The 25,149-nt window shown below is 40.7% G+C and carries 25 protein-coding genes, 1 tRNA gene and 2 pseudogenes; 17 read left to right on the forward strand and 11 right to left on the reverse strand.

The window, feature by feature from the left end; all coding sequences use genetic code 11:
• Positions 1-103: 103 nt before the first annotated feature.
• Entirely contained in the window at positions 104-619 is a 516-nt protein-coding gene (locus RS893_RS04465; protein WP_315790055.1) for a GNAT family N-acetyltransferase, read from the reverse strand.
• The gene (locus RS893_RS04470) at positions 619-1,170 is read right to left on the reverse strand and encodes a GNAT family N-acetyltransferase (RefSeq protein WP_315790056.1); all 552 of its coding nucleotides are present in this window, start codon (positions 1,168-1,170) and stop codon (positions 619-621) included. Before RS893_RS04470 ends, RS893_RS04465 begins: the two co-directional genes overlap by 1 nt.
• Before the next feature lie 78 nt (positions 1,171-1,248).
• Here RS893_RS04470 and RS893_RS04475 point away from each other — a divergent pair, with 78 nt between their 5' ends.
• The 5 genes from RS893_RS04475 (at position 1,249) to RS893_RS04495 (ending at position 6,265) form a co-directional block, all read left to right on the forward strand.
• Positions 1,249-3,129, forward strand: a complete 1,881-nt coding sequence (locus tag RS893_RS04475; RefSeq protein WP_315790057.1) for an ABC transporter ATP-binding protein — start codon at positions 1,249-1,251, stop codon at positions 3,127-3,129.
• Positions 3,130-3,238: 109 nt separating this feature from the next.
• Positions 3,239-4,498 carry a DNA double-strand break repair nuclease NurA gene (locus RS893_RS04480; RefSeq protein WP_315790058.1) on the forward strand — a complete coding sequence of 420 codons (1,260 nt, stop codon included), beginning with the start codon at positions 3,239-3,241 and terminating at the stop codon, positions 4,496-4,498.
• Positions 4,499-4,651: 153 nt separating this feature from the next.
• A complete protein-coding gene (locus RS893_RS04485; protein ID WP_315790059.1) occupies positions 4,652-5,446 on the forward strand; it encodes an FHA domain-containing protein in 795 nt (264 codons plus the stop codon).
• A gap of 9 nt (positions 5,447-5,455) precedes the next feature.
• Complete coding sequence (locus RS893_RS04490) at positions 5,456-5,704, forward strand: hypothetical protein (protein WP_315790060.1); 249 nt, start codon at positions 5,456-5,458, stop codon at positions 5,702-5,704.
• A gap of 108 nt (positions 5,705-5,812) precedes the next feature.
• A complete protein-coding gene (locus RS893_RS04495; protein WP_315790061.1) occupies positions 5,813-6,265 on the forward strand; it encodes a hypothetical protein in 453 nt (150 codons plus the stop codon).
• Between the two features lie 397 nt (positions 6,266-6,662).
• On the opposite strand, the gene RS893_RS04500 is transcribed toward RS893_RS04495, so the two are convergent.
• Complete coding sequence (locus RS893_RS04500) at positions 6,663-8,282, reverse strand: TonB family protein (RefSeq protein WP_315790062.1); 1,620 nt, start codon at positions 8,280-8,282, stop codon at positions 6,663-6,665.
• 288 nt (positions 8,283-8,570) lie between these two features.
• On the opposite strand from RS893_RS04500, the gene RS893_RS04505 reads away from it, so the two are divergent.
• Positions 8,571-9,236, forward strand: a complete 666-nt coding sequence (locus tag RS893_RS04505; RefSeq protein WP_315790063.1) for a MotA/TolQ/ExbB proton channel family protein — start codon at positions 8,571-8,573, stop codon at positions 9,234-9,236.
• Entirely contained in the window at positions 9,220-9,624 is a 405-nt protein-coding gene (locus RS893_RS04510) for a biopolymer transporter ExbD (RefSeq protein ID WP_315790064.1), read from the forward strand. The genes RS893_RS04505 and RS893_RS04510 overlap by 17 nt, the downstream gene beginning before the upstream one ends.
• A gap of 91 nt (positions 9,625-9,715) precedes the next feature.
• Here RS893_RS04510 and RS893_RS04515 read toward each other — a convergent pair.
• Both RS893_RS04515 and RS893_RS04520 read right to left on the reverse strand, forming a co-directional pair.
• Positions 9,716-10,265 (reverse strand): annotated as a pseudogene (locus tag RS893_RS04515) (DUF2887 domain-containing protein).
• A gap of 265 nt (positions 10,266-10,530) precedes the next feature.
• Positions 10,531-12,093: a mercuric reductase gene (locus RS893_RS04520; RefSeq protein WP_315790065.1), complete on the reverse strand. Its 1,563-nt coding sequence runs from the start codon at positions 12,091-12,093 to the stop codon at positions 10,531-10,533.
• Positions 12,094-13,641: 1,548 nt separating this feature from the next.
• On the opposite strand from RS893_RS04520, the gene RS893_RS04525 reads away from it, so the two are divergent.
• Positions 13,642-14,769, forward strand: a complete 1,128-nt coding sequence (locus RS893_RS04525) for a glycosyltransferase family 4 protein (RefSeq protein WP_315790066.1) — start codon at positions 13,642-13,644, stop codon at positions 14,767-14,769.
• A gap of 300 nt (positions 14,770-15,069) precedes the next feature.
• On the opposite strand, the gene RS893_RS04530 is transcribed toward RS893_RS04525, so the two are convergent.
• The gene (locus RS893_RS04530) at positions 15,070-15,582 is read right to left on the reverse strand and encodes a hypothetical protein (RefSeq protein ID WP_315790067.1); all 513 of its coding nucleotides are present in this window, start codon (positions 15,580-15,582) and stop codon (positions 15,070-15,072) included.
• A gap of 404 nt (positions 15,583-15,986) precedes the next feature.
• Here RS893_RS04530 and RS893_RS04535 point away from each other — a divergent pair, with 404 nt between their 5' ends.
• From RS893_RS04535 to RS893_RS04550, 4 genes are all read left to right on the forward strand, one after another.
• Positions 15,987-16,589 carry a TIGR04376 family protein gene (locus tag RS893_RS04535; protein WP_315791866.1) on the forward strand — a complete coding sequence of 201 codons (603 nt, stop codon included), beginning with the start codon at positions 15,987-15,989 and terminating at the stop codon, positions 16,587-16,589.
• A gap of 172 nt (positions 16,590-16,761) precedes the next feature.
• Entirely contained in the window at positions 16,762-17,502 is a 741-nt protein-coding gene (locus RS893_RS04540) for a prolipoprotein diacylglyceryl transferase (RefSeq protein ID WP_315790068.1), read from the forward strand.
• Positions 17,503-17,505: 3 nt separating this feature from the next.
• Positions 17,506-18,081, forward strand: a complete 576-nt coding sequence (locus RS893_RS04545; RefSeq protein WP_315790069.1) for a nitrate transporter — start codon at positions 17,506-17,508, stop codon at positions 18,079-18,081.
• A 245-nt stretch (positions 18,082-18,326) separates the two neighbouring features.
• Positions 18,327-19,394, forward strand: a complete 1,068-nt coding sequence (locus tag RS893_RS04550) for an ATP-binding protein (protein WP_315790070.1) — start codon at positions 18,327-18,329, stop codon at positions 19,392-19,394.
• A 520-nt stretch (positions 19,395-19,914) separates the two neighbouring features.
• On the opposite strand, the pseudogene RS893_RS30210 reads toward RS893_RS04550, so the two are convergent.
• Positions 19,915-20,041, reverse strand: a pseudogene (locus RS893_RS30210) (ISAs1 family transposase); the annotation flags it as partial.
• A 292-nt stretch (positions 20,042-20,333) separates the two neighbouring features.
• Positions 20,334-20,406, reverse strand: a tRNA-Val gene (locus RS893_RS04560).
• Positions 20,407-20,500: 94 nt separating this feature from the next.
• Between RS893_RS04560 and RS893_RS04565 the strand changes: the two genes are divergently transcribed.
• The 3 genes from RS893_RS04565 (at position 20,501) to RS893_RS04575 (ending at position 21,855) form a co-directional block, all read left to right on the forward strand.
• A complete protein-coding gene (locus tag RS893_RS04565) occupies positions 20,501-21,109 on the forward strand; it encodes a metal-binding protein (protein WP_315790072.1) in 609 nt (202 codons plus the stop codon).
• 203 nt (positions 21,110-21,312) lie between these two features.
• A complete protein-coding gene (locus RS893_RS04570; RefSeq protein WP_315785074.1) occupies positions 21,313-21,564 on the forward strand; it encodes a hypothetical protein in 252 nt (83 codons plus the stop codon).
• Between the two features lie 6 nt (positions 21,565-21,570).
• The gene (locus RS893_RS04575; RefSeq protein ID WP_315790073.1) at positions 21,571-21,855 is read left to right on the forward strand and encodes a hypothetical protein; all 285 of its coding nucleotides are present in this window, start codon (positions 21,571-21,573) and stop codon (positions 21,853-21,855) included.
• Positions 21,856-21,976: 121 nt separating this feature from the next.
• Here RS893_RS04575 and RS893_RS04580 read toward each other — a convergent pair whose 3' ends face one another.
• A complete protein-coding gene (locus RS893_RS04580) occupies positions 21,977-22,150 on the reverse strand; it encodes a hypothetical protein (RefSeq protein WP_315790074.1) in 174 nt (57 codons plus the stop codon).
• 293 nt (positions 22,151-22,443) lie between these two features.
• On the opposite strand from RS893_RS04580, the gene RS893_RS04585 reads away from it, so the two are divergent.
• Together RS893_RS04585 and RS893_RS04590 are read left to right on the forward strand one after the other, a co-directional pair.
• Complete coding sequence (locus RS893_RS04585) at positions 22,444-22,629, forward strand: competence protein ComE (protein WP_315790075.1); 186 nt, start codon at positions 22,444-22,446, stop codon at positions 22,627-22,629.
• A 76-nt stretch (positions 22,630-22,705) separates the two neighbouring features.
• Positions 22,706-23,095: a hypothetical protein gene (locus RS893_RS04590; protein ID WP_315790076.1), complete on the forward strand. Its 390-nt coding sequence runs from the start codon at positions 22,706-22,708 to the stop codon at positions 23,093-23,095.
• A 77-nt stretch (positions 23,096-23,172) separates the two neighbouring features.
• Here RS893_RS04590 and RS893_RS04595 read toward each other — a convergent pair whose 3' ends face one another.
• Both RS893_RS04595 and RS893_RS04600 read right to left on the reverse strand, forming a co-directional pair.
• The gene (locus RS893_RS04595) at positions 23,173-24,189 is read right to left on the reverse strand and encodes an NAD(P)-dependent alcohol dehydrogenase (RefSeq protein WP_315790077.1); all 1,017 of its coding nucleotides are present in this window, start codon (positions 24,187-24,189) and stop codon (positions 23,173-23,175) included.
• Between the two features lie 155 nt (positions 24,190-24,344).
• Positions 24,345-25,130 (reverse strand): hypothetical protein, encoded by a 786-nt coding sequence (locus tag RS893_RS04600; RefSeq protein WP_315790078.1) that lies wholly within the window; start codon positions 25,128-25,130, stop codon positions 24,345-24,347.
• Positions 25,131-25,149 lie beyond the last annotated feature (19 nt).

Raw genomic sequence — 25,149 nt, forward strand, 5'->3', positions numbered from 1 at the left:
TAAAATCGGCGGTATATTTCTTTAGCCTTACCATCCTTAAATCGCTCGATTACCATAAATAACATTTTGTCTCCTCGCCCACACAATCTTTATTCCGTCTGCTTCAAGGATTTGTCAGGTTCGCAGCATAAATCTCGTAGTAAAGCAAAGGTCTTTCGTTTACTATCGCTCTTTTTGTCTGAGACATACCTATTTTATCCAACACGCGGATTGAGCGATCGTTCGGCTCATCTACGTCTGCAACTATATACTTAATACCCAGGTCTGTAAATGCATGATCAAGTACAGCCAAGGTCGCTTCAGTTGCATAACCACGTCCCCAAAACTGGGATCGGACACCAAAAATTAAACTTGGTGCTGCTTCGGTAAACTGGAGTAAACCTACAAACCCGGCTATTTGGTCGTTGTGATTGTCAAAAAATAACCAAATTCCGTAACCGTGATTGCGGAAGCTAGCGATACTAGCTTCAATGAAAGATTGGGCTTCTTCACTGGAGATTTGGCGATCATCGAAGAGAAATCGCCGTATATCTGCATCACACCATAACTCGTGTAAAGAGTCAAGGTTCTCAAGTTGGCATGGACGTAGATGCAGACGGTCGGTGTGCAGTAAATTCATTACAATAGCAGAGTATAACTAGATTCGTCCGGTTGCCAAGCTGCTCGTGTCAAAGCATAATAAACTACATCTAAGTTATAAAAATGAGCGTCTTTTTCATACTTTAACCCGGCTTTTTCCATCACACGACGGGAAGCAGTATGCTCTGGTAAAGTGATGGCAACAATTTTATCTAAGTTGACCTCCTCAAAACCATACCTCAAACTGGCTTTTGTCGCTTCTGTGGCGATACCTTGATTCCAATAAGCTTGATCCAAACGATAAAGAACTTCTACTTCTGGACTATTTGGTAAGAAATTTAAACCGCAATGACCGAGTAATTTATTTGTAGCTTTGTCTACTACAGCCCAAACACCAAAACTGTGCTGTTTCCAATGCTGAATAAAAAATTCTAAAATCTGTTGTGTTACTTCTTTGACTTGGTCTTGGGGAATAGGCCCTCTGGGTGAGTATTTCATTACTTCTGGATTACTTAAAATTACTGCTGTTTCATCCACATCATCAAGGGTGTATGGTCTGAGTCGCAATCGCGCAGTTTCAATCTCTGGCATGGTGACGAGTAGGAATGCAAACACTATATTAAAAAAATTTGCTTATAGTATTGTAAAAATTAATATAATTTTCCTATTATGAGCATCTCTATACTTGGAAAAAAATCTCACTCACAATACCGTCGGCGTGAAAATGACTGGCGGTTATTTTTGCGCTTGATACCCTATGCTCGTCGCCATGTGCGATCGCTGACGTTATCAATAATATTACTTGTTCCAGTAGCTGTAGCTAATGCTGTCCAACCATTATTGATTGGACAGGTTATTTCCCTGATTCGCAAAGAACCCAGTACCTACGAATTCCTACGTAATCTCCCCTTCTGGCAAGCTTTACAATTTTTAGAAGTGTTGTTGGTAATTACGGTGATTATCCGCCTGATATTCACTGGCTTTCAGGGTTATTTGGTACAGAAGGTAGGACAACAAATCACTGCTGACATTCGCCAAGATTTATTTCATCACGTTACATCTTTGGCAGTGCGCTTTTTTGACCGCACACCCGTAGGTAAATTAATTACTAGACTCACCAGCGATGTGGAAGTGTTAGGAGATGTCTTTGCCACTGGCGCAATTGGCATTGTCTCTGATTTATTCTCCATGCTGATGATAGTCGGTTTTATGTTTTCGATCCAGTGGCAACTCGCTTTGCTGTTGCTGGTGATGCTTATACCTGTATCGGCTTTAATTATTTATTTTCAACAGCAATACCGTAAAGCTAATTACAAAGCCAGAGAAGAACTTTCAATATTAAATTCCCAACTGCAAGAAAATATTGTTGGTATTAATGTTGTGCAACTCTTCCGCCGGGAAAAATTTAATGCTGAGTTGTTTCGCAAAACCAATACACGTTATGTCAAAGAGGTAGATAAAACGATTTTTCATGACACGGCGGTATCTGCAACATTAGAATGGGTTTCCTTGGTAGCGATCGCAGCTGTTTTGTGGATTGGTGGTTATTTACTTTTGCAAAATAACTTGACTTTTGGAACCTTATCTTCATTTGTATTGTATGCTGAAAGGCTATTCCAGCCATTACAGCAATTTGCGGAAAAGTTTACGGTGATTCAATCAGGTTTCACCGCCATCGAACGTGTTTCTGATGTTTTAGATGAACCCATCGAAATACGCGATCGCGCCAACCCCAGGGTATCAGTTTTTGATGTTCAATTCGGCTATATTGATGAAATAGTGGAACATCTTGAATCTGAAGCTGAACATTCCAAACCACAATTAGGAGAAATCAAATTTGAACACGTTTGGTTTGGTTATAAAGAAGATGATTACGTCATTAAAGATTTAGATTTCACAATTCACCCCGGAGAAAAAGTAGCACTAGTTGGCCCCACCGGTGCTGGTAAAACTACTATCATCCGGCTTTTATGTCGTCTCTACGAACCCAGCCAAGGACGCATTTTAGTTGATGGTATAGATATCCGAGAATTACCCCAAGCCGAACTCAGGCGCTACATGGCGGTAATTTTGCAAGAAGGTTTTTTATTTGCTGGCGATGTGAAAAGCAATATTACCTTAGCAGATGGCTACTCTTTTGAGGAAGTGCAACAAGCAGCAGAGAAAACTAACATTGCCCAATTTATTGAACAACTGCCTCAAGGATATAATACCCAACTGCGGGAGAGGGGTACAAATCTTTCTAGCGGTCAAAAGCAACTCTTGGCTTTTGCTCGTGCAGCGATTCGCAACCCCCAAATTCTAGTCTTAGATGAAGCTACAGCTAGCCTAGATGTAGGAACAGAAGCATTAATTCAAGAAGCTTTAAACAAGCTATTGATCGGACGGACTGCAATTATTATTGCTCACCGCCTATCTACAATTCGCAACGTAGACCGGATTTTTGTACTCAAGCGCGGAGAATTAATAGAACAGGGAAGTCATGAACAATTATTGCAACTAGGGGGACTTTACGCTACCTTACACAACCTACAGATGTTGGGAAGTTAAATTTGTTAAGAGTTAGTGGTTAGTGGTTAGTGGTTAGTGGTTATTTCCACACTCCCCACACTCCCCACCTCCCCATCTATCATGTAATTTAAAATCCCAAAATTCTCCTATGCTTGACCTGACCAAACTAACACGACAAATGCAAGGTTTGAGTCAGCATCTTACACAAGAAGCTGCTGCTAGTCGCCAACGTTTAGAATTAGCTCAACAACATTTTCTTAACGCTTGCGATCGCCAAGAAGAATTTGTACAGAAGCAGGAAAAATGGCGCGATCGCATTTTGTTTGCTAGTGCGACTCCCATTGAACCACTCAACACTTCTATTGAAATCCCTGTTCCCCCCAAAGTTCATACTGTGATCGCTACCGATGGTTCCCAAATAGCCCCTAACCATCATGAAATAGCCTACTGCTATCTACTCAATATTGGCAGAGTCGTTTTGTACTATGGTCAAAATAAACACCCGCTTCTAGATAGTTTACCGGAGATATTTTATCGTCCAGAGGATTTATATATTTCCCGTCAGTGGGGAATCAAAACCGAAGAATGGATGAGTTATTGCCGTACCGCCAGCGAAGCCACAGTCTTAGCAGAACTAGCGTGTAGTGTTGTCTCAAAAGATAAAGAAATATCTTCTCCCCACACTTCCAGACGCGATGAATCGCGTCTCTACATTACTCCCTACACTTCCCCCACTCCCAAAATCCCCACCCTCGCAATGGTCGATGGTTCGTTAATATACTGGTTTTTAGAACAATTACCCTTTGATGCACGCGATCGCATCTTACCCCCGATCCTACAAGCTTGGCGGCAAATGCGGGATGCCCAAATTCCCCTGATGGGTTATCTCAGCGCATCTCGTAACATCGAAGCAATGAACTTTTTGCGTCTTTTGGCTTGTCCCCATCCTGTGCCTGATTGTATGAGTTTTTGCCCCAATCAACTGGAAAAAGTCCCTTGTAAGGTGTTTGAACCGCTACGCGATACAACGCTTTGGACAACACAACTTCAACCAGGACAACGTGGTCCCCTGTGGCGCAGTAATGCCCATATCCTAGACTTATACGAAGACTTACAGATTTACTTTTGTTATGTCCACGTAGGAGCCGAAATTGCCCGGATAGAAATACCTGCGTGGGTAGCAGAAAATACATCTTTGTTTGATGAATCACTAGGATTGATGTTGGCACAAGTGCAAAAAGGATATGGCTACCCCGTAGCCATAGCTGAAGCACACAATCAAGCAGTAGTACGTGGTGGGGATAAAGCGCGTTTCTTTGCTCTTTTAGAACGACAAATGATCAAAGCAGGCTTGAGAAATGTGGGAACTTCTTATAAAGAAGCAAGAAAGCGGGGAAGTATTGCTTAGTCCAAAATTGCATAAATTCATGGCGAAATTTTGGCATCAAGACTCCGCGCCCCTCAGCGTTTACCTTTGCGTCCCTCTGCGTTTTAATTCGCTACGCTTTTACGCAAAACTATTCTTAGTAAGGGAAATCCAAAATCCAAAATGGTATGAGCCATGCAAAATCTAGAGACATCACAACTCACAGGACTAAACTTAGAACTATTTCATGTTCAAACTAGTACATCATTTGCAATACCAACATATTCGGCTGTAATTCGTATTGGTAAACCGAACGAAAAAATTAATCCGGATATAGATGTTTCTGCTTTACCAGACGCTGATGTAGTATCTCGCCTGCACGCAGAAATTCAAATAGAAGGTAATAACTACTATATTGAGGATTTAGGCAGTTCTAACGGTACATATCTTAATAATACAAAGCTAGAGCCAGGAACTCGCTATGCTCTGAATTTAGGAGATAAAATTAACCTCGCTCAAGAAGAAAAAGTAACTTTTATATTGCAAAATAAGCAACAAAATCAAACAAATAATATTTATATTTCCAATCCGACAGTATTTCAGCCACAGAACACTAATGTCAATCAAAAACCCAAGGTTGATCGAACTAGCAAGCTGTTAGGTTCAGCCTTAATCATTGCCGGAATTATCATTTTTGCTTCTAGTACTCAAATTGGCATTTTTGTCCGGCTTCCAGGTGTGTTACTCTGCGTTGTTGGAGTTGCCATACTGATTTGGGGGCGAATTAATCCAATTTTTGGATTGCTTTTGATCTTGGGTGGAATTGGAGTCATTGTTTTCACTGGTGGTGTGTTTGCTTCAGTAAATTTCTTGGCTTTTCTCATATCATCTGCCTTGTTAGCAGTGGGATATTTACTTTTTAGTACTGGAAAAGTTGGGAAGTACGATTTACAAACTATCAAAGAGTTTATCAAACAAAAACGTAAGTAAAAAAATAGCATGAGTGAGCTTGAGACACCACCTGAGAGACGGGCAAGGATGCAACTGCATGATGACCGTATACTTGCGTGGTACGAATGGGGGCCTGTTGACGGGCTTCCAGTTTTGTTTTGTACTGGGGCTGGAATGAGTGGGTGGCTTGGTTTTGGTGCGAGTGATCTTCCTCGTCTTGGCTTGAAACTAATTGCTATTGATCGACCGGGCTTGGGTTTGTCCGAAGTTCACCCTCACAAAACGTTGTCTTCTTAGGTGGATGACATGCGGGAGTTTATTCAGGTCAATGATCTCCATAATGTTCTTGCCGTTGGTTTTTCTTAAGGCACACCGTTTGCATTTGCTCTCGCGGGACAGAATTTGGTGAAGGCTATAGCAATTGTGTCGGGACAGGATGAATTTACCCATCCGCGTGTGAGACCGCTTTTGCATCCAGATATAGAAAGCATGGTTGCTGCTGTCCAAGAGGATGCTGTAGGCTTCGAGAAGCAGTTTTCGCAGATGGCTACGCCAGACGGGTTATGGCGGTTAATTATTTGGATGAGTGCCCAGTGCGATCGCGTGTTGTATGAAAGTGACACCTTCAGCCAAGCATATCAACGAGCATTGCAGGAGGGTTTCTCCCAGGGTACACAAGGATACGTGCGAGGCCTCGTCAATACGTTCAGTTCATGGCCTGTGAAGTTAGAAGAAATCACTATTCCTGTGGATCTCTGGTATGGCGGTTTGGATACGAGTTCAGTTCACTCCCCAGATTTTGGGACTACTTTGGCTTTGCACCTAGCGATCGCTTCCTATACCATCGACCCAGAATAAGGCGGATCAATTCTCTGGACGAGGTCTTGGGATATTCTCGCAAAACTGAAATCTCATATTATGTCCGCTTGAACACTTATATTCTCCGTTAGGGTCGGTAACTGGTAATGACGCCTAATGTGAATTAAAACTATGGCAACAATCATGTTTTTAAAATCGTAGACGTCCCCAAGGGCGGCTTACAGGAAGCCGTAAGGCGTTACCAAAGGGTAGGGTACACTCATGGAACACTGTCTTGAAAAGCTTTGAGGTTCCCTCCGGGACGCTGCGCGAACGCCGGAAACCCTAGTTCAAAATTTTCGCAGATGCACACTGATAATCTATCTGTGTTTATTGGTGTGCATCTGTGTTCGTTAATCAAAATCAATTGGGCTTTCTCCCGGCTTCTGCAAGAAGTCTATTGCTGACCACTAGAAGCTGGAGGAGGTGCAGGAACAGGCGCAGGGGCCGATTGCTGTTTGAAACGACGCAGTGATTGTCTCAATTGGCTTTGACTACCTGATGAGGCTGGTGTGGGGTTTTGCTGTCTGCGTCGACGACGTGGAGATTGGGTTGTTGGAGTTGGATTATTAGGTGTGACTTGCTGTGGTCGTTGTCTGGGTATTGGAGTAGTTTGGTTTGTGGTAGGCGAAGGAGTTTGCCCACGCTGACGCCTTAGCTGACGAACAGGTGTGGTCGGTTGAGAAGTAGTTTGCTGTGAAGAAGATGGATTCTGTCGCTGTCTATTTCTAGCTTCCGGGGGAACATCGACGATAGTTCCTGGGGTTAACCGCCGTCTACGTCTTGTGGTTGGTTGTGTGACGTTGGTAGAGTTAGTAGAAGAATTAGAAGTTGCTTGTTGATTTCTTTGTTGTTCTTCTCTTTGTCTTTGACGTTTTTTGACATCGCGGTAACGACGCGAACCTCGTATGGCATATTCTGTAGCGATTACTTCTTGTCTACCACGCTGTGAGGGTTTTAATTTCCAATTCCGAGCCTGGTTGAGGTGATCTTCATCTAGTTTGCGATCGCCACTGGATTTGATGATTCGCACATTCGTAACATTACCGTTGGAGTCAGTTTCAACCGCTACTTCTACCCTGCCTTCTACACCTCTACGTCTGGCATCCTCAGAATATTTAATATTACACTTAAGGCAAGCTGCCTTACCATCTCCTGAACCTGTTGGCAACTTAGGAGGTGTTGGTGCTGTAGCTATATTTTGGCGTTGTCTTCGCCCAGTTCCATTTCCAGAGCCTGTTCCACTACCAGTACCACTACCAGTACCACTACCACTCCCAGAACCATTACCGCTACCACTACCAGTACCAGAGCCTGTTCCACTACCGCCAGTAACTACTGTACCTGTACCAGAACCTGTGGTAGTAGTAAGGGTGGAGTTCCCACCACCTCCACCACTTGAACCTGTACTTCCTTGATTTCTTGAATCTCTAGCTTCGTTTAAGAGCTGTCTTAAATTTTCACTGCTTTGGTTTGCATTATTCTGTACTGGTGCAGGCGCGGGGGAAGTGTTTGTTGCAATGGTAGGATTCGGGCGTGAATTTGGTGTGTTCTCTGGTTGCTGCACAATTTGCTTTTGCGGTTGTGTGGTAACAGTCGGTTGTGTAGCAACAGGTTTTGGCGGTTCTTTGACAGGTTCAGGTTTGAATTTCTGCACTGAAGCAGTAGGTTGCGGGATCGGTTGTTTCTCGACAGGTTTTGGTACGGGTAGAACTTCGGTATTATTTCTATCAGTAGTTGCTTTCGCGCTAACAATCTTACGATCTGTGGGTTCTGGTTTTGAAGTCTCTTTTTTGGTTTCTTCTAGTGGTTCTGGTGTTTCTAGCGTCGTAGGTTCAACAATTGTCAATTCTATTGGTTCTTCTTCAGAAGGCACTCTAATTAAAAGATTGCTGATGCCGGAAGCTAATACCCCAATATGCAGCGCTAGTGAGCCAATTAGACTAAAAGCCAGAAAAGACTTTAGAGCTTTGGCTTCTTTTTCTCGCTGCTCGACTGCGACGCTAGAAAAGCTCATAATATTGCAACTTATTATTACCTAATCAGTCAGATTAAAATGCTTAGAAGCAAAAGTCAAGCAATAAAACTATAAAAAATTTAGTTAACTTTTATGGAGGATTGTACTCTGGAAATGCTTGGTTTATCAATAAGTTTGGCTTTCAATTTGAAATTTTTAGTAAATTTTATGTGACAAAAGTTAATTATGCTTGACATAAAGTTTTTATTTACTTGCCTTACTATTGATAAGTTATATCATTTACTGCTAGTCTAACTGTTAAACTGTTAATTTCCAAAAAAGTATTACATGCTAATCAATCAGTTTTTTCAAGCAGGTGGCGTGGTTACGTGGCTGGTTATGTGGCCCCTGCTGGCATTTAGTGTGGTGGCGATCGCATTGATTATTGAACGGGTGCGTTTCTGGTATCGCATCAATACTCGTCAAAACAAAGTAGTACGAGAGGTATTAAATCTTTACCGCCTAGATAACATCGTTGGTGCAATGGATAAATTGCAAAAAAATACCGACTTGCCCATCGCGCGTATTTTTCTCTCAGCATTGCAACTAGAAGAACCTACACCAGAAGAGTTTCGCCTCGCTTTAGAAAGTGAAGCTCAAGCAGAAATTCCTGTGCTTAAGCGCTTCCAAAACATTTTTGAGACTATCATCAGTCTGGCGCCACTTTTAGGTTTGCTGGGGACTGTATTAGGATTGATTGTCTCGTTTGCATCCCTAGATATTGGTGATGTGGGAGGGACAAAAACCGCAGGCGTTACCGCAGGTATTAGTCAAGCACTTGTGTCTACAGCATTAGGATTGGTCGTAGCTATCTTTACATTACTTTTTGCCAATACTTTTCGGGGACTATACCAACGCCAAATAGCTTCGATTCAAGAATACGGTGGACAGTTAGAATTACTATACCGTCGTCGTTATGAACGAGGAGACAGAGCTTATGCGTCTACAAGATGAGCCAGATTTACCACCGCAGATCAACATCGTACCAATGATAGATGTGATTTTTGCGATTTTGACATTTTTCATTATGTCAACATTGTTTTTAACTCGTTCAGAAGGCTTGCCGGTTAGTTTACCCAAAGCAGCAACAGCCAAGCAGCAGCAAGTACCGACTAAAATTACTGTGACGGTAGCTCAAGATGGGCAAGTTAGTGTTAACCGCAAACCAACTACCGTTGATGCATTAGAAGGGCAAGTACGTACTTTAGTGGGTGCTAATCCAGAGGTCATAGTAATTATTAATGCTGATGAAAAAGTAAGTCACGGTCAGGTTGTGGCGGTGATGGATAAGGTGCGACAAGTTAAAGGGGCAAAGCTGGCTATTGCGACTCAGAAACCATAGTTGATGTTCATAAATTAGCAATAGTCAAAGAATTGTAAAGGCTTGCGCATTCCTCTTGCTCATCTCAACTTTGAAGCGCTTCTAACCACGATTACAAATCAGCTAAACTGGTAATAAAATCTGACAGCGCTTCACTCAAATCTTCCAAAACAGGCAAAGGTAAGTCAAAAATTGAGGAGCGCATTTATTCAGATAGTTCTCCAAGCCGCTTAGTTAGCTGTCGGATAATCAGGTTAGCAGCCTCTTCTCGTCGTCCTGCTTCTCTTCCTTCTTCCTTAATTTCGCGGTAAACCCTGGTTTCCTTAAGCGTGATTCCTATCATAGACTCTACCTCCATTCTGCTTAATTGTTCAAACCTATACACCATGATCGTCGTCACTAACTCCATTATGATGCGACTTGATGGTTGAGGTGGTTCTTGGCGCGATCGCTTTAGTAAATATCTAGCTTCTTGTATAGACAACTCCAGCACTTTCATTTTCCGGTGGGAGAAAAACTCCGTCTATTTCAATTTAGGTTCTTTGACAGCTACGGAATCAAAACGATAAAAATTAGCGTTTATTGGCGGATTTGTCAAGAGTTCAAATAAATAGAGTAGGAAATTGTTGAAACAGTTTGTAAAAAATCGAGTCTCGGCGCATGAAGCATTATGCTTATTTCAAATATTTTAGTAAATTTCAAAAACTTATGAATGATACATTTAGTCACGCCCAAGAATGGCTGACTGTATTTTTCTATGTAGGATTTACAGTCTTTATTATTTGGTGTGTATTGGTCAGTCAGAACAAATGATACCAAATTGGGATTGATTAGTATTATTTTGAGATTCCTGATATAGCCTTTTGGCAAATACTCCCAATCCAAAATCCAAAATCTCAAATTGGTATGAGTGCGATCGCACTCTAGCTAACGCTGCCATGATAACCAAGTAGAGGTGATTTTCTTAACTAAAGGAGTTAAACGAGTGCGACTGTAAGCATCGGCTGCTTTGCGAATCGCTTCTGCTTGGGTAGGATAGGGATGTATTGTTTTGGCGATCGCTTTCATTCCTAAGTTATTAGCCATTGCTAAGGTGATCTCGTTAATTATCTCTCCAGCATGACGTGCCACAATGGTTGCACCTATAATTTTGTCAGTACCTTTTTTAACATGAACTTTGACAAATCCTTCGGCTTCACCGTCGATAATTGCCCGATCTACCTCGTTTAAGGGAATATAATAATTGTCAATTTCTATACCTTGAGTTTGAGCTTGTTCAGGATACATCCCGACATGGGCAACTTCTGGATCAGTATAGGTACACCAAGGCATCGTCAACGAACTTAGTTTTTTCTGTCCTAATCCCAAAACTGAAAATAGGGCATTTTGAACGACTATTCGCGCTGCTGCATCAGCAGCGTGGGTAAATTTCCACGCCATGCAAACATCTCCCACCGCATAGATACGGGGGTTAGTTGTTTGTAGGTAATCGTTGACAACGACTCCCTTTTGTTTGTCGTATTTCACACCTACAGATTCCAAGTTTAAATCTTCCACGTTAGGCGATCGCCCCACGCCTACGAGAATTTCATCTACATGTAGCTGCTGATTTTGTTTCCCGTTGGCTTCATAGTAAATTACCTTGTCTACATCCTGGCGTTCAACCTGGTGAATGTTTGCCCCTAGAATTAACTGAATGCCTTCTCTGACAAAGGTTTTTTGGATAATTGCTGCTGCATCTGCATCTTCACGCCCTAACAAGTGGGAACCTTTTTGCAGCAAAATCACCTCTGAACCTAAGCGACGGAAAGTCTGGGCTAATTCACAACCGATATACCCGCCACCAATGACAGCCAAACGATTTGGTCGGCGTGTCAGAGAAAATACGTTCTCGTTTGTTAAATATTGAACTTCTTCTAAGCCTGGAATTGATAGTTTTTTCGGACTAGAACCAGTCGCAATCACTGCTTTTTTAAATCGCAAAGTTTTGTGTGCTACTTCTACAATATTGCGACCAGAAAAATATGCATTACCAAAAAATATATCTACTCCAAATTCCTGCTGAAATCGCTTAGCAGAATCATTGGGACTAATTGCTGTCCGTATCCGCCGCAATCGTTCCATCACAGCCGGAAAATCAATATCAATGTAGTGAGAAGTACCAACACCAAATTTTTCGGCATATTTGATGTCTGCAACTACGCGCGCCGAACGAATCATGGTTTTCGACGGTACACAACCAACGTTGGTACAGTCTCCACCCATTAGGTACTTTTCCACTAAAGCCACCTTTGCACCTAACAAAGCTGCACCCGCCGCCGTCACTAATCCAGCACTACCAGCACCAATCACCACCAAGTTGTAACAAGGTGCAGGTTCAGGGTTACTCCAATCTGGGGGATGGAGGTTTTCGATCAACTCCTGGTTATAGCGATCCATCGGTGGAACACTTATGGGTTGGTCTGTAGATGGAAATACTGCTTGGCTCATGACTAGCCACTTTATGAGTACAACTATAACTGTTTATCCTAGAACTCAAGCGATCGCTTGTCCTCTTGCTAACGACGGTTTTGCTGTATCTCGTTTAACTTTGTTCTAATTGTCTCTACGCGGTTACAATTACCACCTAAATCGCTTTGACCGCGTCTGGACTCTGGCTACAAGCACAGTTGGGGCTATTTGGATAAGGTGCTAATTTGCGATCGCTCACGCCTGAGTTTAATGGTCGTTTACCTGCAAAAATCATGCTTATTTCTACTTCTTAAGTAATGTAAATATCTTAGTCAGTATTCTACTCTCTAATGCACCCTTTTTCTTAATGAGACTGCTTGTATTTACGGCATAGGGTAGACAATACTGCCTACCCTATAAATTGCATGACTAATTGAATTTGTTTACATAGCGAGATTTACTAACGCCCAGTAAACAACAAGCACGGCAAAAACACCAATCCACAAAAATGCTCTGTTTTGAAATAGATTTGTTAGACGGTTCATAAGCGGTGATATTGAGAATCGATTCTTAATGTGTGAGTAGGAATAGATTAATCAAGACAAAGATATGGAATACACCTCAACACATTTTGGTCAAAGGTAAAAGGAAGAAAGTACTGTTCTAAATTTTCCTTCCCTTTACCTATTCCTCCTAATCTCCACTCCTAAAGGAAGTAGGCATTTTGAGTTTTTCTGAACCAAACGTCTATAAGGCATAGTTGACCCATTTCTGAGTCTTTTGTTTGGAATTAACTAAAATCTATTCCTATTAGTGATTTATCATGAAGTTTTAACTACTAGCGCCAACAAGTGCATTCGTTTAGCCTTTATAAATAATTGGCTTTTTTTCTCTACTTGATAAGACGCTAGTTTTACCAAATCCAAATTCTGTTTGCTCACTTTTTCAATTCTGGGTAGATAGGTTTCATCAAATCTACTTCAGACAAAAAATCATGAGTTTGCAATTCAGATAGAAGCGTTGAAGCTGTAAGTTTCCAACTTCAACAATTCTGAATCTAAACGAATTTTAAATTTGGATTTGATATTAGTTTTATTCTAGCTACATCAATAAAATTTTGCAGGGCTGGTATAAAGAAAAATTATCAGGACTTACGTACAGGTAATGGAAAAACAAACCACAGAGGACACAGCGAAAAGTTTGTAGACATACTGTGGATAGAACTTGATTCACTTTTTCTCTACTCTGACCAAAGACGCTTCTTGTTGCTCAGTAGTTTCAAACGGTAAATAACTAAACTCTCTTAGCTAATTTTATTCTCTTTGTCTTCCCTCTTAGGAAAGAAGACACAGAAAATTATTATTTATAAAGCTACTTCCTAATTACTTTCTCATACCTGAAAACGACGATATCCCCACTTTGGATAGACAAAAATCACCATCATAGAAATATAAAGTTTGTATTGTTCCCTGGCTCGCTAAGTGTTTAAAATAAGCTCTTACATTAAATAAGTTGCTTGAAAACACATTTTAGAAAAAACGTAGCCATTTGCCACTTTTTAATTCTAATTTTCTTCAGGAGTCTTTTATGCGAATTGCTCAGGTTGCCCCACTCTGGGAAAGAGTTCCACCTCCGGGTTATGGTGGTACTGAGTTAATAGTTGGGTTGTTAACCGATGAGTTAGTCCGGCGTGGACATGAAGTTACGCTATTTGCATCGGGAGATTCTCTCACTTTGGCCAAGTTAGTATCAGTTTATCCTCGTGCTTTACGACTTGATCCAACTATAAAAGAGTATGGTGTCTATGAGATGTTGGAATTGAGTCGGGTGTACGAAGCCGCAAATGAGTTTGATATTATTCATTCTCATATGGGTTATAATGCTTTACCCTATGTCAATTTAGTTAACACACCTACTGTACATACGTTACACGGTATTTTTACGCCCGACAACGAAAAGTTGTTTGTACATGCTAAAAATCAACCATATGTAAGTATTTCTAATTCACAACGTGAACCAAGATTAGGATTAAATTATGTAGCAACAGTTTATAACGGTATTGATGTCAGCAGTCATCAGTTCCATCCCCAACCAGAAGAACCACCTTACTTGGCGTTTTTAGGTAGGATATCACCAGAAAAAGGAACGCACATAGCAATACAAATTGCTAAACAAGCTGGTTGGCGTTTAAAAATGGCAGGCAAAGTAGATGTAGTTGATAGAGAATATTTTGAAAAGGAAGTTAAACCTCTCATTGATGGAAAGCAGATAGAGTATTTAGGTGAAGCAAATCATGTTCAGAAAAATGCTCTGATGGGTGGTGCAGTAGCAACTTTATTTACCATTACTTGGCGCGAACCATTTGGGTTAGTAATGGTAGAATCAATGGCGGCTGGAACACCTGTTGTTGCTATGAATATGGGGTCAGTTCCAGAAGTAATTGCTCATGGTAAAACTGGTTTTATCTGTAACAATATTGCAGAATGTGTTGATGCTGTTAGCAAAGTGGAAAATCTTGACCGCTATGCCTGTCGTGAACATGTCGAGAATAATTTCAGCGTGCGAAAAATGGTAGATGGTTATGAGGCTGTTTATCAAGAAATTGTGGAAAAACGGCTTGCTCAAAGTGGCAAACTTATGCACTTAGATAACTTCAAAAATAAGCCGCAATTAAGTGCATTCAGTCGTGTTACTCAGTTGCGTTCAAATATGTAAAGAAGTAGGGGTGGAGAGACTGGGGTGTAGACGCGTTCGCGCAGTGTGTCGCTTTGCGACTTAGCGGCTTCCCGTAGAGTACCCGTAGGGTAGGGGTGATGGGGAACTCACCGGCCCCCACTCCCCCAAGGGAGTGGGGATTAGGGGCAGCAGGAGGAGTGTGTAGACACGCAAGTGGCTTCCCGTAGGGTGGAGTGTGAGGAGTATGTAGACGCGCTTTGCGCGGCTTCCCGTAGGGTGGGGTGTGGGGAGTAAAAATCTTCTCCCTTGTCTCCTCTATTCTCTGTTCCCCGTTTCTTTTTATGCTCCTGTTGGCTCGATATAGCCTTGTAAATTCTCTGGTTCAAACTGCCGTAAAATACGAGTTGCCTGACGGGTCAATTCTTCAGTACCTTTGACTACAATTAGATATTTACCTTCATTTAAACGATTGCGGTAAGGTAGAGCATCTCCACTACCTACAGTTAAACCAACTCCGCCACCAACTAAATATGCACCCAAAGCACCGGCGGCAGTTCCTAAAAGTCCACCGATGATATGATTGCCAAGGCTACCAATGGGAAATATCTCAATGCCTGTCAAAACATTAAAAGCATAACCAGCTACAAAACCAAAGGGAATTAGCCAAAGAGCGAGGCGATTTGCTCCTTTTTTAGCTTGCACATTTGGGTTTATTAACCCGTATTCATCAGCTGTTTTGTAACCTTGACCTAAAATATCAATTTGATTTACAGGTAAGCCTTCTTTTTCGAGAGCAGAGTAAGCTTCTTCTGCCTGCATTCTATCTGATAAAACTGCAATAAGATAATTCATGATTTTCTCCAACATGGAAGCTACTAATGGTTAAGCATGTAAACGCTTATCTTTTTATTAAATTTAAAAATAAGCATACTAATTTTATCTCCTGAAATAGAGAGTGTACTAACTACTCATACAGTAGTTGATTTTTTTACTACTAATTACTGGCTAATAACAGTCGTTAAAAATCTTTGATGTAGATAAAAATTTTTGCTGCCTATCTATACAAACTAAGCAAGATAACTATAAAAAACTTCAATCTTGAGAGGGAAGATTGAATCATGAGACTAAGTCTAAAGACTAAAAACTAAAGATATCTTAAGATTGAAAATCTATAAAAATATGATTTTATCTGCATACTTGCCTTTTTATTTTCTCAGTAGCTTTTTGCTGCTGATAATAATGGCTACAATAAAATGATGTACCTCACCTGTGGAGTTCTGGCTGTGGGCTTATTTGATGATTTGAGTCGGTTTTTGGAAAATCGTTTAGAGGAATTCTTGCGAAGTAATCCGCATCTGGAATTAGAAGCGTTGTTAGAGCAGCTGCGGGAGCAGGAAGAAGATACTTTAAAGTTGATTGCAGATTTACAATTACAAGAGAAGCGATCGCAAGAAGAAATTCTGTCCACAGCTCAAGAAATCCAAAGGTGGCATATCCGTGTCCAAAAGGCGAAAAATGCTGGGAGAGAGGATTTAGCAGTCAAAGCGCAAGAAAGAGAAGCAGCACTCTTGCGTCAAGGAAATCAGCAGTGGGGACAAATGCAAGGATTGAAAGAACGCATTACCCAAGCCCAGGATTTACTCAAGAAAGTTCAACAACGGCGACAGGAAGTGCAAACAAAAGCTGCGGAAGCACAAACAGCACGTGCTAAAGCGCAAGCACAGCAGCGTATCGAAACAGCTGGCTGGTCTAATCAAAGTCGTAGTTACTCCAGTGGAAATGATCCTCTAGAGGAAACATTTCGCCGTTGGGAAACTGAGGCTGAGTTGGAAGAGATGAAGCGGAAGATGGGAAGATAGTCATTGGTCTTTTGTAAATAACTATTGACTACTGACTGTTGACTAAGTATTCGGTGGGATTAAGCATAACATGTTATGAAAAGTAAACATACCTGAAGCCCTTACTAATGACGAATGACTTTGGACAAATGACGACCCCAACTAGTTAGCTTTATTTGTGCCGATTTACTTAATGACATTCCCCATTTATTTTTACTTGGGTTCACTGCGGATTCACCCACATATTTTATTTGAATCCATAGCTTATACAGTGGCATTACGTTTAGTCTTGCGTAATGCCCGTAAGGATATTATTACACCACCACAGCGCACTTCTATTATAGTGGGTGGAATGCTGGGTGCTATTGTTGGTGCAAAGGTGTTAGTTTTACTGCAACATATTAATATATTAGAGCAAAATTTCCAACTATTTTTATTACTATTACTGCAAGGTAAAACAGTTGTCGGAGCTATATTAGGGGCGATAATTGGAGTAGAAATTACCAAAAAACTTATTGGTATTAGCCGCTCCACTGGTGATGTATTTGTCTATCCATTAATTATTGGAACCGCTATTGGTAGGATTGGTTGCTTTTTAACTGGGTTGAGCGATCGCACTTACGGAATTGCCACAACATTACCTTGGGGTGTAGATTTTGGTGATGGTATTCCCCGTCATCCTACTCAACTCTATGAAATTATATTTTTAATCATCTTATTAATATTTATACGCCTTCGTAGTCGCTATCAATACCAAGAAGGTGATTTATTTAAATTTTATTTAGTTTGTTATCTAAGTTTTAGATTTTTGATAGATTTTATAAAGCCCGACTTTCATATTTTCTTAGGAATGAGTGCGATTCAAATTGCTTGTTTGTGTACCATAATTTCTTACAGTCGCTCTATTTCTCGGATGTTCCAATTGAAATCGTGAGGCATGGAGCATAGTATATTGTTAGACTTTTTATCTAGCCTACAATTGTTATTTGTAGGTTTTATCCCTGCTGCTGTTTTGGGGATTTTACTGGGAAGTGCAATTGGTATAAATCCCTTACTTTATCAATTATGTAAGCGATTGCTACAAATTCCCTACAGTATTCCTCCCATAGCATTTGTGCCACTCGCTTTTATCTTTTTTAAAGAAGTAGAAGTAGCAGCAAGTATTGTTGTTTTTTTTAGCGCTATCTGGGCAGTGATAATTAATACGGCTACAGGTATGCGAAAAAGTCGACTCCAAGACAACAATTTTCGTGTGGCAATAAATTATATATTTGATGCTTTAAGAACTGGTCTGTGGATAGCTTGGTTTACAGTAATTGCAATTGAAATGTTGACAATAGGAAGAGGCTTAGGTTTTTTGATTTGGAATGGTTACAGAGGAGGAAACTATAATAAGATTATCGAGGGTCTCATTTATATTGGCACTATCGGTTTTCTCTTAGATCAACTATTAGATATTACAGGCAATCTCCTCGCAAAAATTGTCTCAGAAGGGCAAAAATCTAATGGCTAATGTGCATGGAGTCATACCGTGGTTGTTTCGATTGTTACTGCACTACCTCCATTATGAATTTGTACTCCTAGTGGTCTAATTCATTCCGCCACTATGGAAAGCTACATTTTTTCACCACCAAGGTACAAAGACACTAAAAAAAATAGCCAGATAAATTATGTATCAGTTGCCAAAAGTATGATAGAGCTAGTGGTATCTTTTAAAATAATTACATTTATTTTGCTAAAATTAGCATAAAGTTTGGCATGAACTCAGGAGCGCTATCTGCTAATCCTTTTGTAGCTCCGGGAATGATTAAAGACCCCAGGTTATTTGTGGGTCGTAAAGAAGAATTACAGGCGATCGCATCCCGGATGAGCGGTGTACAGCCAACAAGTGTCAATATTGTTGGTAAAAAGTATATTGGTAAATCTTCGTTGCTGTATCACTTTTTTCTAACATGGGAACAGCGAGTCACAGACCCCAGCCGCTATGTGGTGATTTACCTGTCGTTACGGGATGCAAACTGTAAAACAGAGATGGATTTTTATGAGGTAGTGGCGGAAGCTTTATTAAATCGCCTGGCTTTGTGGAAACTGCAACTGAGAAATCCTTTACAGCTTCAACCACTGAATCGTCAAGCCTTCTCAGACGCGATCAAAAAATGGCAACAGCAGCAGGTGCTACCTGTTCTCTGTTTAGATGATTTTGAAGTACTTTTGCAACGTCCCCAACAATTCGATCACAATTTCTATAACAGTTTGCGATCGCTCATGGATGACAGCGCTTTGATGTTGGCGATCGCTTCCCGCAAAAAACTGGGAACTTATGCTGCTGAGAAAGGTTTGACTTCTCCTTTTTTTAATGTCGGTCAAACTTTAGTTTTAAGAGAATTAACTACAGATGAGGCGATTCAACTCACACGTTTACCTGACAATACTGGCGCACCAGCTTTAAGTATAGATGAGCAAAACTACGCTCAACAGTGGGGTAAGCGCCATCCTTATGAACTACAACTGGCTTGCAAGTGCTTGTGGGAAGCGCGTTACCAAGACAAAGATATCAAATGGGCAAAAGAACAATTTTTGCAAGAGATTAATCAGTCTCAGTCTTCCTCCAATCATCACTGGTTACAGTGGCAATGGTTACGGTGGATAGTTTGGGATTTTCCAGTTCGCTTGGGTAGAGTCGCTAAGTTCATTGGCGCAAATGTAGATGATACGACGAACTGGATTATCGGATTTGTGATTCTGATTTTACTCATTTTCGTAGTGGTGGGTTTAGTGAATTGGGAACAGGTAAAGGATTTGCTGCAAAAATCACTGGGGAGATAGGTATGAAAACTCGGGCGCGAGTATCAGAACCTCATCGTTGAGTATTTGAACTTCGTCAATGAGTTATTTGAACTTCGTCAACGAGTATTTAAGCTTCGTCATCGAGTATTTAAGCTTCGTCATCGAGTTATTTGAACCCCATCGCCGAGTATCTGAACTTGGTTAGCGAGTATTTGAACTCCGTCAACGAGTATTTCAACTCACTCAGTGAGTCTTTACTCTCGTTCTCAAGCACAAGACCGCCTGGAATTTACATCCCGCTTATAGCTGAACTTGTCTGAAGACAACTATAGGACTTACGCAAAATCTCTCTGAAAGCCTCTTTCTTCGTGTTCTTTGTGTCCTTTGTGAGTCCAGCCCCCCTCTAGGGCAAGGCTGTTTCATTCCACAAGAGCAAGAAGTTTATGAATATCATTAGAGAGAAATCTTTGGGCAGTTGTGATGGAAGTATAACCATTTCGGCGGAGTATATTAATTGCGCTCGCTCTCAAGATGGAGAGATTGGCACGAGCGTGACCCATACGTATTTTGGAATCATCTTCCTTGAAAACTACATCTTTAACCCAATGGAGGCTATTTTCGATACTCCAATGACTGCGAACAGCGAGAGCAAATTCCTTGGCGGTGCAAATCAAACTGCTAATATAACAGACAACAATCTATAATGATTTTGCAAGTTTTTTCGGCAATGTAAGGAATCAATTGTTCAATCAGATTTGCCAAAATGATTATTTCTTCCCTCAATACTTGCTATTTTACCTGTTTGAGGGAATGAAACAGCCCTGTCGTTCAAGGGGGGGATTGAGGGGGTTTTTAGGATTCATGCAAGAGGTCTGTAATTATCAAAATTTGAACATCAAAAATAGCTAAATTACCAGCAGATTATATTACGGTTTTAAAAAACAAAACCCGCCATAATGACGGGCTTTGTTGGAAATATGGGTAGTACTGGACTCGAACCAGTGACATCCTGCTTGTAAGGCAGGCGCTCTACCAACTGAGCTAACCACCCGTTTTTGCTCACAAGAATTAATGTTAGCACACTAACTTGAAAAACGCGATACTATTTTTGAGAAAATTTTGCTTGCCTAATCCATACAATTCCTATGCCCTCTGGTCAAACGCACGATCGCATAACTTTGTGGTCTTTGCCGTTCGTTGCTGGTGCCACTTTTGTCCAAACCAAGAGTGGCAACTTAACTTTATTGGTGGCAAGTGGATTTATGTTCGGGGGGCTGATGTTTGGCCCAGACTTAGATATCTATTCTCGCCAGTACCAACGCTGGGGTCTGTTACGTTGGATTTGGATTCCTTATCAAAAAAGCTTGCGTCATCGCTCATTCTTATCTCACGGACCAATCATCGGTACAACGCTACGAGTGATTTATTTGAGTGGTGTAGTGGGAATACTGATAATATTGAGTACAGTAGTAGCCCAGATACTAGGCAACGGTGACTGGAGTAGGCAATTTTTGAATAAAACCGTAGGGCGATCGCTTGATCACATTCCAGAATTGCTGGCACTGTTTTTTGGGCTAGAACTCGGTGCGATGAGCCATTCTCTCAGCGATTGGGGTGGTTCTGCATACAAGCGTTTCCAAAAGCAAGGTGTTCGCGGTTTCTTACCACGTGCGAAAATTAAGAAACGTAAACGTACAACCACTCGGTCGAATAGAAACAGAACAAAAAGAGTAAGCAAAATCAAAAAGCGTTAATGAAGCTCATCTCATCCCTTGGAATCTAAACTTTTGATTTCGCTGGCATTGGGAATTGGGCATGAGGCATTGGGAATAGACAAAAATCATGACTCCAATTACCAATTACGCCTAATGTGAATTAGAAAAAAAAGGTGGGAGAAGTAAGAAGATGAAAGTTACCAGCTTTTCACTTCAGACTCCCCCCATGACTAGCATAGACTTTGGAACACTATATAACGACAATCTTTGTAGTAGATGATTGCTATGAAAAGCAAGTAAAAAATACAACTCTCCTAAAGCCAGGAGTGAAAGCAAGTATGAGCGAAAGTGAAATCATGATACTGGCACTAGTCATGGATTATCTACCATTTCCAGGAGAAACACAGTTTCTGGGTTTTATCCGAGGTAATTACAAAGAATGGTTTCCAAATTTACTTGACCAAACTCAATTTCATCGTCGGTTACGCAAATGAGATGGAATGTTAGAAAAATTACGTCGCAGTTGGGTAAAGCAATTGCTTGGGGAAAGTAAAAAATATTTCATTGTTGACACTAAACCATTACCAGTATTAGGACTCAAGCGTGACAAGCGATATAGTGACTTTGCTGGAAACGCTGCCCGTAATCCCGAACGCCTACTTAACAAAACCGTTGATGGTTTTTGTGTACATATTGCTGCCAAGATTGCATCTGACACACTACGTTTTTTGCTTCGCCGACGTTTTGGCATTAATGTTTTCACTTTCCAATCTCAACCTCTTTAATTCGCATTAGGCGTAATTCATGAACTTATATAGTTGATCTGGCTCGTCAACAGCTATACCGTTTTCGGAGGCGATCGCAATCAATTCAGATTACCCCTAACTTGCGCTCAAAATTGAGGTATTAGCTGGACAAAATTAAATTAATTCGTGGAGATAGGGAATCGGAAACAGAAAACAGAAAAACAATTTGTGTAATTAATTCTGTCTGAGTACTTACTAGCAAACAGCGATCGCACTCGCGCAATTCTAAAGCCGCCTTATCAACAACAAGCAATGTCCAGAAAAAATTTTTCAACCTGTAGCTGTACAGAAGCTCAGATATAAAATATAATGTTATGTTCAATTAACAGCATCAGATTCGTTCCAGAAGCAGTGGATTGAAAAGCGGGTGAATGGTGAATGTAGAGCCTCTGGAAGAATAGCCAAAATAATTTTTGCAAAGGCAAAGCAGGCGATCAGCTTGCTTAACCGTGAATGTTCTGAGTTTGGCTAAGACTCAGTGTAAGTTTTTGTACACAAAACTTTGTGGTAGTAAGTTACTTACTACCACTTTCTTGTTATCCAATTGCAACGTGCGGAATTTGAGATATGAGCAATAGAAAAGAAAGTGAAAGTAACGGAAAAGCCCATGAAAGGAATATTGGTGAAAAATTTACTCCTTTAGGAGGCGGAGAATATATGGAGGAAAGTTCAGGTAATCCGGTAGAGAGGGAAGAAATCGTGAAAGAAGATAAAGACGAAAAGGGTAATGGCTCTGGTCAAAGTAAATCCTAACTAACTGAATATTTATCCCCACGTCTAATTTTAGACCTTGTGGGGGTAATACTAAAAGGCTGCTGGAGAGGCAAGTATGGAAGAAGAATTCACTCAAAGGTATCAAATCATCAATTCATCAGAGGAATTGAAAAAAATACCTACTAGAAAATCCTATACTAGGCCACTTCATATAGTGACATACTGGAGAAAAGATAATGATTTTTTAATTGAAAAAACTACATTAACTTTAGGAAAATCTCTGAAGCAATCAGAAATTGAAGCAGCAAAATTGATACATGATTCTGTTGAAAAACATTTTGGATTAACAAGAAAAGAGGTTTTCAGTATACTATTGGAGCTGTATGGCGGACAACAAGGTTACTATATTGTTGATTTAAAAAATCGCCAGTACTTCTACTGTAAAAACTATGAAGATATGATAGTAAAGCTGGAAGAATTAGGCTGTAAACCTGTTGATTACTAGCATAATGTGAATTTACTTTCTACATTGGCAATGTTTTGGTAATGAGTAATGAGCAATAAGCAAACTACCAAAAGTTGTCACGAATTAACTTGAATCACCACTTTTCCAAAGTGAGTTGCACTTTGCAAGTATGCATAAGCCTGTTGTGCTTCATCAAACCCAAATACTCTATCTATGATAGGTTTAGTTTGATGTTGAGTAATAGCTTGATTCATATCCTCAAAAATTTCTCTGCTACCTACATAAATTCCTTGGACTGTTAGACTTTTAAAAAGAATTGGTAATGGGTCTACCTGTTCTCCTCTACCCGATAGCACTCCAATCAAGCTAATGCTTCCACCAATTCTGACTGCTTGCAAAGATTTTGGTAAAGTGCCAGCGCCACCGACTTCTACCACATGATCTACACCAGTGCGATCGCTCAATTCATAAACTTGCTTTTCCCAATCAGGAGTGATCTTGTAGTTAATTGTCTCGTCAGCACCTAATTCTTTGGCGCGTGCTAATTTCTCGTTACTACTAGAGGTAATCATTACTCTTGCGCCGTGTATTTTGGTAAACTGAAGAGCAAATATAGATACTCCACCTGTACCGAGTAATAATACAGTTTCGCCTGCACCAACGTTGCCTTTAGTTACTACTGCGTGCCATGCTGTTACTGCCGCACAGGGTAAAGTTGCACCCTCTTCGTAGGAGAGATGATCAGGTAATATAACTAATCCATATTGGTATAAAACGACATACTCAGCCAACATCCCATCAATACTACCCCCCAAATCAGATTTCATTTTCTGGCGGGTAAGTTGACCGTAAATCCAGTCTTGAAAGAAAATACCAGCGACGCGATCGCCTACTTTAACTCGTGTCACACCTTCTCCTACCGCCACGACTTCACCTGCGCCATCGGACATGGGAATGAGAGGATATTTCTGCCCAGAACCATAAGTTCCTCCTGCGACAATTAAATCACGGTAATTTAAGGATGTAGCTCGAACACGAATCAGGACTTGACCCGCTTCGGGTTGTGGTTCGGGTCTTTCAACTAGTTTTAAAGCATCAATACCAGCATTGCTTTGCAGTTCGTAAACTTTCATAAATAAACTCCTTGATCATCCCCATAAATAAAATAACTTTAGGAACTCTTCGGTAGTTGTTGATTTTAAATTTTGACTGGGGAATAAATTCAAAATCGAATGACTTGGATAGATGCATCCTGAAGGCATGAGGATTTCCTATCAAAGCCTGATTTTTACTTTTTGGGAGTGTTCGGCTGACGGCTAGTGCGGAAAGTCACATTCACACCTTCATTGGACTGTTCTAAAACCAGTAAAGGTGTCGGTTTAGCCTTCTGATCCCAATGCATGTAAGCAACTCGACCTTGAATGGTAGGTTGCCAGTTATCCTCCTCGTCTGCGGGACCAAGATAAGTTTCAATACAGTCTATAATCTGGCTAATCGTAGCTGAAGTTGCTTGTGTCGGTAACTTCATGAGGCGAATTTGAATGCGAAATAGGACTCGCTTAGTAATATTCGGTGGAGTACCAGTCTCATACTCAACATCAAAGATTTCATCGACTTGACGTCCTGTATTGCTGGCAATTCCCACTACTCCTTGTTGGGCTTGATTGGGTCGTAGTGCTTGAGAAATTTTATCTTTAACTTTGATTTTAATTTGATTGAGGATTGCAAAATGAAAAACCTCTTCTGACATCCGCATTCGTAGATAATCTAAATTAAATTCCCGTGAGTTAATCAAGTCAGGGTTAGTTTCCATTTTGCGAATCGTGTCCAAAGCGAGTTTAAACTTTTTGTCTAGTTCTCGCGTGCGGAATTTTTCAAACTTGAGCTTTTTGTGTAGCTGATTCATTTGGACTTTGCCATAGATAACTAAAGCAATCACAACTAGGGCTAATCCTCCACAAGTAGCCACTAATAACGGCGGTGTTTGTGGATCGCTAGCGGCGGCTTGTTGAGATTGAGATACCTTTTTAGTTTTTGTCCCAGAGGATTGGGCAATAAACATAGAAGTTGACATGGTAAGCAAACATTAATAC

This window comes from Fischerella sp. JS2, assembly GCF_032393985.1.
GTDB lineage: Bacteria > Cyanobacteriota > Cyanobacteriia > Cyanobacteriales > Nostocaceae > Fischerella.